This is a genomic window from Aneurinibacillus tyrosinisolvens, assembly GCF_001015055.1.
In the GTDB taxonomy this organism is placed as follows: Bacteria; Bacillota; Bacilli; order Aneurinibacillales; family Aneurinibacillaceae; genus Aneurinibacillus_A; species Aneurinibacillus_A tyrosinisolvens.
Genome location: NZ_BBWZ01000024.1, coordinates 60,549 through 71,445, shown reverse-complemented (window position 1 = coordinate 71,445; position 10,897 = coordinate 60,549). Strand labels below are relative to the sequence as shown.

The 10,897-nt window shown below is 38.2% G+C and carries 10 protein-coding genes; 3 read left to right on the top strand and 7 right to left on the bottom strand.

Features of this window, described 5'->3' with window-relative positions:
• Window positions 1-1,306: hypothetical protein (locus MBEAL2_RS31920; RefSeq protein ID WP_047153783.1), on the top strand; the 1,306-nt coding region annotated here is incomplete at its 5' end.
• Between the two features lie 91 nt (window positions 1,307-1,397).
• Window positions 1,398-1,583: a hypothetical protein gene (locus MBEAL2_RS18635; RefSeq protein WP_047153782.1), complete on the top strand. Its 186-nt coding sequence runs from the start codon at window positions 1,398-1,400 to the stop codon at window positions 1,581-1,583.
• A 4-nt stretch (window positions 1,584-1,587) separates the two neighbouring features.
• On the opposite strand, the gene MBEAL2_RS31915 is transcribed toward MBEAL2_RS18635, so the two are convergent.
• Window positions 1,588-1,752: a hypothetical protein gene (locus MBEAL2_RS31915; RefSeq protein WP_161798245.1), complete on the bottom strand. Its 165-nt coding sequence runs from the start codon at window positions 1,750-1,752 to the stop codon at window positions 1,588-1,590.
• Between the two features lie 131 nt (window positions 1,753-1,883).
• Between MBEAL2_RS31915 and MBEAL2_RS18630 the strand changes: the two genes are divergently transcribed.
• Window positions 1,884-2,477, top strand: coding sequence for a hypothetical protein (locus MBEAL2_RS18630; protein ID WP_047153781.1), 594 nt, complete (start codon window positions 1,884-1,886; stop codon window positions 2,475-2,477).
• 69 nt (window positions 2,478-2,546) lie between these two features.
• Here MBEAL2_RS18630 and MBEAL2_RS18625 read toward each other — a convergent pair whose 3' ends face one another.
• From MBEAL2_RS18625 to MBEAL2_RS18600, 6 genes are all read right to left on the bottom strand, one after another.
• Window positions 2,547-2,873, bottom strand: coding sequence for a hypothetical protein (locus tag MBEAL2_RS18625; protein ID WP_047153780.1), 327 nt, complete (start codon window positions 2,871-2,873; stop codon window positions 2,547-2,549).
• A 35-nt stretch (window positions 2,874-2,908) separates the two neighbouring features.
• Window positions 2,909-3,376, bottom strand: coding sequence for a hypothetical protein (locus tag MBEAL2_RS18620; RefSeq protein WP_047153779.1), 468 nt, complete (start codon window positions 3,374-3,376; stop codon window positions 2,909-2,911).
• Window positions 3,377-3,484: 108 nt separating this feature from the next.
• Window positions 3,485-4,252, bottom strand: coding sequence for a hypothetical protein (locus MBEAL2_RS18615; RefSeq protein WP_047153778.1), 768 nt, complete (start codon window positions 4,250-4,252; stop codon window positions 3,485-3,487).
• A 178-nt stretch (window positions 4,253-4,430) separates the two neighbouring features.
• The gene (locus MBEAL2_RS18610; protein WP_047153777.1) at window positions 4,431-4,754 is read right to left on the bottom strand and encodes a YolD-like family protein; all 324 of its coding nucleotides are present in this window, start codon (window positions 4,752-4,754) and stop codon (window positions 4,431-4,433) included.
• Between the two features lie 767 nt (window positions 4,755-5,521).
• Entirely contained in the window at window positions 5,522-6,910 is a 1,389-nt protein-coding gene (locus MBEAL2_RS18605; RefSeq protein ID WP_047153776.1) for a hypothetical protein, read from the bottom strand.
• A 371-nt stretch (window positions 6,911-7,281) separates the two neighbouring features.
• Window positions 7,282-7,575: a hypothetical protein gene (locus tag MBEAL2_RS18600; protein WP_047153775.1), complete on the bottom strand. Its 294-nt coding sequence runs from the start codon at window positions 7,573-7,575 to the stop codon at window positions 7,282-7,284.
• Window positions 7,576-10,897 lie beyond the last annotated feature (3,322 nt).

The window sequence follows — 10,897 nt, the reverse complement described above, 5'->3', positions numbered from 1 at the left end:
AGCTGAAGAGATTACATTTAATGCAATCAAAAAAGTCCCTCTCGATGAAGGCAAACGCACGAAAATCGATAAAATTTGTTACGGTATGGTTCCGAAATATCCATCGACAAAAGTAGAAGGTGGCCAAGGGACGTATTTCTACTTCATGTACAGATTCTTCCCCGTTCCATTTCCTCAATATCACAAAGTTTCTGGAGAAGGTTTGAATCAAACCTATCTTCTCATCGAACCAAAAGATCGTATGGGCGACGTATCTGGCCCTGCAACAAGCGATAAAGCTCCTCTGGTAAAACAAATAGGGAACCCAAGTCCTTTCATCTATTGGCCATCTAAGGACGGTCAGAGTACATCTTTAACAGGACCGTACCGACTTGGACCTCATGGATATCATCACTATGCTTATCGTGGCCGACTTTTCGCAACAAAGGTGAATTTCCACTTCGATGTGTATGATCCGATGTTCTTTGAAATGGCCAAAGGAAACAGCGATGTTGCAACAAAAGCTGGGATCACTAACATTGAACAAACAAGACTTGCAACAGGCGAAGTTGACTACACCATTCCAAAAGATTGTTTTGATGAAAACATTTTGGACTATAAAGACAAACCAGGTGATCGTAAATGCCGTCAAGTATTCTTCTACTTACCTGCTGGAGGAGATCCTGCTGCGCCAAATCCAAAAGAACGTCCTGCAGTTGAACAACGTCTTCAATTCAAAAATCCTGGTTACCACTTATTCCGTCTCTACGCAAAAGAAACTCAATTCTATCGCTATGAAAAGGATGATTACACCGCGACCAATGCAGGTGAATGGCAAGGTAAACGACTAAAAATCTCTGATATGTTTGCGCCAATTCCACAAGAACTTCAGGACCCACTCGGTGCGGAACCTGGCTCTAATGACAACCAGGAATCAACAACACCAGAAAGAATGATGGATGAGAACGGTAATATTGTAAATGCTCCGAAAAAGGTGCCTACTCTAATCTCTGGTGGAAATTACATACCAAACGAAAATATTAAAAACCGATGCGTTGAAAATCATGATAGTTATAACTCAGCTGTAACCGAAAAAACCGTATGTTTCCATGACCACAGTATGGATTATCACTGGTGGAAATTTAATTGGACCCAGCCAAAATGGTTAATGGATCCTTACGCAGCTGGCGGAGCTACATGTTCAACATCGAGTACTTCAGCAGGAACAGCACCTGATCAGCCTCCTGCAAGACCGAAAATCGAAAATGGCGATAACTCTTCATCTGGAGCACCGAATGGAGTTACACCAACAAACTGTACGCCGTAAAAGAAAAAGGCCGAGAGGAAATCTTCTCGGTCTTTTTGTTTTATTCCACCGTGATAAAATGGGAGGGAGGAATGGGGATATGAATGAATGAATGAATGAAGAACTGATTTCTGCAATAAAAAAAGAACTACAAGGTATCAAATCGGAGATACAGCAGGTAGCGGAGGGACAAGAACGAATCAGGTTGAAAATTGAACAGCTATCCAATGAACATGCGGACCATTTCGATCGAATAAATGCAAAATTAAATAAAACGAAAGAAAAAATTCAACTATAGAAGTTCAGTCTCTTTCTTTATTTTTCTCTCTTAATCGTTCTGCCATTTCATTCGCATTTTTAATGGAAGAACTGCCGCTGTAAAGCTGATATCCGTTCTTTTTGTTTTCATTTATGTCCTGATCCTCACAAACGATAGCCTCGTTTTCTTTTATCATCACGTGATACATAAAAACCCTCCTGTATCATTTTATGTTTCTCAGTATTTGTTGTTTTTACGAAATGAATGTATTTTAAAAGTACGCTCTATAAGATATGAATGTTGATTTCAGCATTAGACGATAAGAGAGGAGTCTTCCTTATGAAAATCTGCTACATTTGTGATGGACCTGCCGCTCAAGAATATAAACCAAAAGATTTGGTTAATAATCCTTTTGGTATTACACAATCCTATTTTGATCTCTGTGATAACTGTCTTAATATCGCTAAGAATAAAAAATCGAAACAGCCTGCTATAGACCGAACCTATTGGATTATCGAATTGAAAAAAGCAACTAAAAATAAAATAATTCATTGTGCGATCACAGGTATCCCTCTTCAAACACTCGATGATTCAAAGCCTGATTATCTGTCCTTTGATCACTTAATTCCTCATGAACATCATTCAAGAAACTTCAAGATAGGAGAAACGGAATACAGAGTAGTAAAAGGACAACCTGTAGCTCAACTGATTAACGACATGAAGAGTGACCTATCTAATCATAAATTTTTGGATGTTATTAAAAATATTTTAGGTAGTAGTGAGGGAGACCAAAAAGCACGTAAAGAGTTGCATTCGATAATCACTGACGCTAGCTTCAGCTTCAAAAGGGGAAATTTTTTAAATACACGTTATTGTAAACCATGTGAATTGCGTTTTCCTGCAAGAACACAATGCCCAAAATGCGGCAATTAAGTAGTGTAATATAAGTTAAAAATAAAAAGACCATACGAAATCGGGGAGTCGTATGGTCTTCAACATTCTTTACCCCAAAAAGTAACCATTCATCAGAAGCTTTAGTCTGACACTTTCATGATTCAGTGCCTGATCCAGCATGCTTCGTAAACCAGGTAATTCATCAACATCGTTTCTTCCAGTTTGATCTGTTGCGTAATAGTTAACTAAACGATTGTAGGATTGAACAACAAACATTTCGCTTTTCTTCCGATTATCGATTCGGTCGAAAACGACAGAATAATGGCCGAGGAACATCTCGCCGTTATTGGCATAAACAATTTTCATTTTTATCTTGGATTCAACTTCATTTGTCAGCATTTCATCTTCTGAAAGCACTACTTTCTTTATTTCCATCCTGTCGTTTCCGCCTTTTTTCGAAATAGGTACAATTAAAGCTTACCGTCGTGTTTTTTCCACTCTTCTAAAAAGGAGATAGCGATATCCATGCCTTCGTTGATTTCTTTCTTTTTATCCTTCAATTTTTCTATCAGAAAAAAAATATCCTTTTGATATTGATGGTTCTCGAAGCGTTTAAACTCCCAAATCAATGCGTTTAATTGATTGAATACACCTCGACTTGCAGAATTAATTCCTTGTATCATCTTTTCTACATTCCTGAATTCGTATTCTGATTGTAATGCAAATACCTCACTTAAAACAGTCTTAACCTCTTCTTCTTTTTTACAATCTTTTAACCGTAGCATATTTTGATCTGTAAGCGGCAAATTGTTTTGAAAAGGGATCGGCTCTATTTTCAGAAGTGCTTTTATGGTTTCGCTTGATAAATCCACTTGTTTAATCAGGTATTCAATAATAAACGCTTTTCTTTCTTCGAAGGTATCTCTAACTGGTTTCATTTATAAAACCTCCTTCTACGTAAAAGGCTACGCGAATTTGGGGAGACGCGTAGCCAAACATTCTTTACCCACTAGGGTACTTTCAATATAGCTATTTTCCGTTGAAAATCAAGTGGATTTCCGTTTTTTTTCTTGGTCGAACAATATTTCTAAGCGGTATTTAGCGTATTCCTCTTTAAAACGAGGGAGGTATTCGTTCATACGTTCATAAAAGTAGGCTTCCGCTTCAGGGAAGAGGCTTAACTTGTAGTTATTAATAGAATTCATTCTTTTCTCGATGCCGTCTGACAAAAAAAATTCAACGTCATTTTTTGTGAATGGTTGATTATTGCTAAGTTTTTCTAACCCTTCCCATTTAAAATCCAGCATGAGGAATGATTCCGCATTTTCGGCATCAAAAATGATTCCCATTGTCTTTTTTCTAATCATAGGTCCAGCTGGATTAAACTCGTCGATTTCAACGATTTGAGAGTACATGTCGATAATGTCGCCTAGTTTCTGATCGATATCATCGATGGTCAATGTTCTGGCGTCAGGGTTATTCATTAGAACACCATTCATGACTTTTTCCGTAACTTTAATCGATTTTGCAAAGGCCCGTACCTCTTCTTCAAAATAGGTCAAGAACTGGTCAAATATCATGGTGTAGGGGTAAATTGGAGGTTTAAAACTGACATATCCCGTGTCGTTTCGTGAGATTAGATTGAGGAAGGAGTTCTTTTTGTTGTATTTCTCTAGTTCATCATCGGTGAAGTAATTAGAACTAACCTTGAGTCGAAGATCGAAACAGTGGTCGAAAAAAATTTCATAGTCAAAATCCTCTTTTGAAAGGTTCCTTTCTTCAAATATAAATTCCGCGGCTATGTCCGTACTCAATTCATTCCCTCCTCAACTTGTTTCTGTAGTTAAACTTACTACCTTCTTGTCTCTTTTCCTGCTAGCAAGCGATAGAGAACAAATAAAAACAAGTGATTTATTTTTTTTAAAATATTCTGTAGTGATTGCAATCAAAATTGGAACAAAACAAAACCGCCAGGGAACGGCGGCCGTTCTATCAAACTATGTCGGTGATGGAAGATAGGGGAAGGTGAACCAAATCCCCGTCGTTAGTTCTTATGTGCAGCGTTTGAGCGAATCCATCCGCTTTTTCAACCACACCAGTAACGGAGTGATATCGTTTTGCTTTGTGGTATGTAATTGCTATTTGGTTATGTTCCTGAATAGCCTCAGCAATTTGCTGACTCATTTCGAGTAGTTTTTGCTCATCGAGTTCAGGTTTTTCTACATCAAACTGTTCCTCGTGCAGCTGAGCAAGCATTTCCTTATGCTCAGGGAGAAAAAATCCTTGCCATTTGATATTTCCTCTATCATTTATCATTCATAACCCTCCCTTTTTTCGAATATATGTTCTTATTTTACGACTAAAAAGGGATGGATGAAAAGTCCTGAGTTGAGAAAATTATGCAGCTGGATTACAAAATTTCTCAATAATAACTATTCCGAAACAAAATTCACCAGAAGAGTAAGTTAAAGTAGTTTTATTCTCTTGATTCAATAAGGAATGTAAAGGGACAAAAACGGATAGATATCATTTTAGATATCGAAATAAACATTTAAAAACGGATGTAATATCACATAACATTCGATAAGTGATATTTTGCAGTGGATAGGGGAAGAGGAGGGGAGACTTGGTGTTTTTGATGCTGAAAAGTGTCGTCAATCGGGAGTAATGTCAAATTCCTGGGAGATCGACGACAAACGAAAATCAGCATTCATGCCAATATTGTGGTTTTTTCCTTATTTTGTTATATTTAATGTGAAAATGAAAACGTTGATATTACGCTTTTGGAGTGGGTTTGTATTGTACCTATGAGGAATTGAAACATAATAATAAAAGCTGCATATACGACCGTTTTAAAGGTTTGTATAGTACCTATGAGGAATTGAAACTCTTTTCTCTTCGCCATTTTTATCACCTCCAATGTGTAGTTTATATTGTACCTATGAGGAATTGAAACAGGAAGCACAAAATCAACTAAAAGAAAAAGACCGTCAAAGTTTTTATCGTACCTATAAGGAAACAAAACAAAAGGTGTCACTTTTCGGTGACACCTTTTGTAATGAAAAAAAACTCTGACTTATAATTCAGAGTTGTTGGTATTGCGTCATAAGAGTTTCCTGTTCCTTCCTTACTTCTGCTTCTATTTTCGCTTTCTCCCGAATGGCTATACATCCTTGAATGATTTGTTCTACAGCTGCTTGTTCATCCGACATTTTTACAGCTTGCTCTCGAAGAGAAATCAGTCGATATGCTTCTGCAAGGGTAGGAAATAGCTCTTTTTTAGTAAGATCAATCCCTAGATAACCTTTAAGAGCTTCCGTTTCAGTTTTAGGAAAGCTATCCAAAGGTTTTTCAAACGGACGAGGTGTAAGGATTTTGTTACTCATACGAATTCTTGGCCAAATTTCATAAGAATCGATGTCTTTGAATCCTGTATAGTTTCGATGCGCGAAAGGATTTTCATAGATTCCTTCGCTTTTTAATTGGCTGATCGTTCGTGGATTACCATGAGGGTTCTCTTTAAGATGGGGTTGAATACGAGAAACAGCAATATCGTTTAAAACTTGTTGTTCGGTTAAAGAGTACTGTATTTTTTGATACTGCTCGACTGTCAGTCTGCTTTGTATGAGGAGGATATCAATCATATAGGCACTGATTTCGAGGAAAGCTTTTGCTACCATATAAAATTCGTTTAACCCTTGATATGTATCTTTTGAATTCCACTTTTGGAATGCTTGCAGCAGGGGAAGATAGCGGAGCTCTGCTTGCTTCATAATTGTATTGTTCGCTTGAAGATCATTTTGCCTTTGAGTCCATTCCTCAGAATCTTTTGTCGTTGAAAGCCAGTAAGGTTCTTCTGCCTGGTCCAAATAAACAAACCAAAATTTTATCGGTTCCTTTCTTTCGCGGCCATTCGTTTCTTCTGTTTTCATCGAAGCCTGGCGGTCAGCACGGAAACTTTCATATCGCATATCATTATTAATAATTTTGTCATCTCCGATTTGAACCTCAACGGTATACATACCTAAACCTTCCTCGATGACTTCTGCAGTAAGCTTCTTCATACTGCTACTAAAACGGCCATTTCGGTTGAGTTTATGTTGAAACCCAGCCTCGTTTAGAGCCTTTTCTAAGGCCGAATATGAAGCGTTTAACATATCTCTATCTGAATGATAGGGGAGAACAATACGACCTTGTTTGAGGTATTTTGCTGTTTTTATATAGTCTTTTATCATTTCATATGACATGTCACCGTACTGAACTGCATTCGGAAGGTTTGTATCGTATTCAACAATCAATTTTGGCATGTTTTTTGCCCGTTCAATGGCTTTTTCTAGTTTAGAAAAATCAATAGATTCGTTCATATCTTGAATGTACTTGTAAAGAACAGATCCGACCTGATCGTGAATAATAACAGCATTTTCGGGCTTGTTTTCTGTTGTTTTTTCTTCTAATTCACCTTGTTGATTCATAAACTATCACCCCTTTTCCTGAATATACCATAAATTATTTTTATATAATAAAATTTGGAAATTAAAAATTAAAAAAATAGACAAGCACAAAATTTTTTTTTGTGTGAAAAAAATCGGCTTTTTTCACCTTTATTTTCCATTTCGTTTATAATAAGAGTGTAAATTTTCTTTAAATACTACATTTTTTCGCTTCGAGGCGTTGTAGTATCCATCTTTTAACTTCGAGGTTAAAAGTAATAAAAACACATTACATGAAAGGAGGTCTCTTCTTGAGAACACTCTATGCAAGACTTGTATCAAACAGCTTTACCTAGATTAAATAGTTTTGAATACATCCGACAGTACAACGCCCATCGATGCAATCAGAATCCTTACATAGGCTCTTTAAATTGCTTCGAACCTTGTATGACGCATGCTTTTACATCAAATTCATTGAAAATAAAACAGAAAGGCGTGTGATGAAACAAAGATTTACCTGCAACAAACGCTTCAAAAGGTAACACCCGTAAGAAAAACTGTATTTCAAACGTCCTCGTACGATGAAATGCAAAGATTGCGCTGAATACTCGACGGAATAGCTCCGTCCCAAAGAGATCATTTTGTTTGTATATAAAGCAAAATGTGACAACGCCAAGGTCGGGCGTCACGAAGGCCATTGCTTTCATAGAATATAGCTCGTAAGAGCGAATCGCTATGGAGGGTGAGTGTTGAAGAAACCTCATGTTTTGTACCGCGTAACCATTTCATAAATCGAAAAATAGGAATAATTCCTTTCATATAGATATCCACGCACTTTCCATCGACAATAAATCAATTCCACCGATGCGAAAGGTGATGAGTGGTTTATGCGAGTAGAAAATCCGTGCACATGTGAATTTCAGCGAATGTTTGTATATCTTCGGCGGCTATGTTCTGGGTTTGTCTCTTTTCATTAGAGGGAAGGTTTTAATCTTTTATATAGATCTTTTGATCTTTATTTTTAAGGTTAAAATTTTTTGAAGAGGCACGGCATAGCAGGGTCGTCTTTTGCCGTGAAGAAAAGAAGAAGAACAAAAAGACCACGTTAAAGACACCTTACCGTACGGATGCCCTTATCGTTTTACACCAAAAACGTTATCTTTTCCGACCCCACAAAGAGAAAACTGAAAGTCCGTTCTTTGCAAAACAACAAAGAAGAAAAGTGGGAGAGCATTAAGCTCTAAAACGTATTAGTTCATTCCGCCTGGAAATTAAAAACGTAATGGTCCTGACCCAAAACGGAAGTAAACGAAGAAACAATATGTACTAGAAACAAATGGGAAAAACCAACAGAAACCGCGACGATGTGGCTTTTTTTTTCGATTTACACTTAGCACCACAAGGCTCACGCACGATATGTACCCACTCCTTGAATCCCCACGACGATACCACCTAGCTCCCGCTCCCAGCTGCGATAATCAGACCCACAGGGACCCCAAACGCTGATTCACCCCAAGACCAGCAGCTTCATCCACCCACCGTACCAATCCCCAACGAAGAGTCCCGCTCCCGTTTCAACAAAAAGTGTATCCCCCGTTTTTAATTCCAACAGTAAATACCTATATCGTTAAAGAAAACGATAACCATCACGAACCGCAAGTGGGAGAAACGTAAACGTCGAAATCTCTTGTCGCTGTAAGATCCGATTATATTTCCCCTACCACCGCCCCTGCGGTATCATCACAAACGCAAGGGGATGAAACGTTGGAGAAATTGATTCATCACGAACGGAAGGAGATACGGTCACGAAGAAAAGGGGACGAGACCCCACAAAGAAAAAAAGTGGGAAAACACGAAGGATGGAGCCATGTTCTTCTCGTTTGGGTTTTGAAGCGGTAACGAGAAAAAAACATGGAAAAATTTTGAATACACAAGGAAGAGCGATACAGATAATCACGTCCTGGACCCAAGACGAAAAAAAACAGCTGCATGGTCCTGAACCAACAAAGAAAAGAATGGGGAAAGAACAAGGAGTGTCCCGCTCCCGTTATGAAAAAAAAGAACGATAAGGGTACTTTTCCTGCAAACCGTATTGGACTAGAACGTCTAAATAGATTTAAACGTTAAGGATATCACGGCAGTGTCCCGCTCCAGGAGTGGATAAAATAACGATAAGTATGTAAAAAACGAAAAGTGTATCGATTAACGATATAGATGTAGATTCCAATAAATGTTACAAACGAGAACAAACCACCGTATGTTCTTGTCTGTTTTAATTTGTTTTAACCATAAAGTATTCATTCCCACCCATCTACCCACCAACGTTGAATCTTTTCATCGTTTAAACCCTGCAACGTAGCAAAAAAGCACGACGGAGTCCCGCCACCCTATAAATAAACGAAGACGAAATGGTTTCATCACGTAATCGTGTAAGTGTAAAACGCTGTAAATATAGAAACCTGTCAGTGTATCAACGCATCACCAAAAGTAGTTGTCCGTTAAAGTAAATATCGATAAGGGTTTATCTCCGTCCAAAACAAGTGTCCCGCCTGCATTGTGTAAAACAAGATGAAATCGCCGTGATATCACCGTTATTATTCCAATAACGGTAAAAACCCTATCGATTTGTTTTCCCTGTTTGGTTCAAAATGTGGAATCGAAAAAAGAAAATACTTTGTAAATCCTTATTTTTCCATTTGTCTTCAAAAAAATGAAACCATAAAAGTACAGAACGATATGTTTTATGTGCCGCCCAAGGGCGGCTAAAAAGTGTGAATCGGTTTGTTGAAGCCTGGTGTAAATCAGCGTCCCGCTCTGTGTAAATCAAAATGGCTCCTCATGGATTCGGCGATTTTAATCCTAGAACGTAGAATACATATGCTGTTAAAGCCTTGTGTAAAGCCCAGCGTGAATCAGAAACCGCGCATTTTGTGTAAAATCGGCCTGAATCTAGATGTTATCGGTAAAGAAAAATCCAACGTGTAAATCTTTCTCGTTCCCACTCGTGCAGCTGAAAGCTGCACTTCTTTGTGAATCAGCGATGTTTTCCCTGTTCTTTCCGAAAACAAATAGAAAAAAACGAAGAAAGCACAAATCGCTGAGGTTCTGGGCGTAGCGGTACAGCGATAACGATTAGACCCATCAAGAAATACAAGGAAGAGCAGCCCTTAGAACCCATAAGGAGTTTTAACGCTTTTAATTTGATAGCCGCCTCTGGACGGAAAAAACCAACGTGTAAATCCTTTTTGTGAATCAAATGTGTAAATCGGAAAAGAAAATCCAGCGTGTGTTCATTTGTTGTAAATCAAATTGTAAATCGTTACATCGTATCCAATTGTAAAAACAAAGTGGAATCGCGTATGTGAATCGGGAAGGAGGATCTATCGTGTAAATCCTTATTTTCCTTGTTGTTATCGAAACCATTTGGAAAAAACGAGGAGTTCACATGTCGCTGGAGCTCTTGAGCGTGCGGTACAGCGAAACGTTAAGATCCATTTGGAAAAACACGAGGAGGAGCCGCTTTAGGACACAAACGATAAGAGTACTTTTCGGTATAAAAAATACCGCCAAGGGCGGCTACGATAGATATATGTTATCGATAAGGATGGCCATGGTAAGGGCACCTATCGTTAAACTATTTCTATGCTTTTCTGGGCGGCTCGGGCACAGTAAGGGTCAAAAAAATCCAGCTTCTTTTAAATACCGCAGGTCCCTACATCGTAAACAACGTTTAAATTCACTGGACCCTGTACGTTCATAACAAAAGTGGTCAAACTCTGTAAATTGGAATTCTGCGTTGCAATCTAAACAACGGAGGATTTTAGAAGTTGTTCCCGTAGAGTTTTCTAGACGTTCGAGTACAGTAGGCCGAAAGGTTTTATCGTTATTCATCTTAACACCGTCCTTGAAGTTCTTTTTCTCTCCTAATGTTTCAAAATATACATAGACAGTGGCGGAGGTATGGGCTAAAGCGGAGGAGATGAAAAATAGGCGGCGGGACAAAACCGTTTCTGTAGTGATTGCAACCGC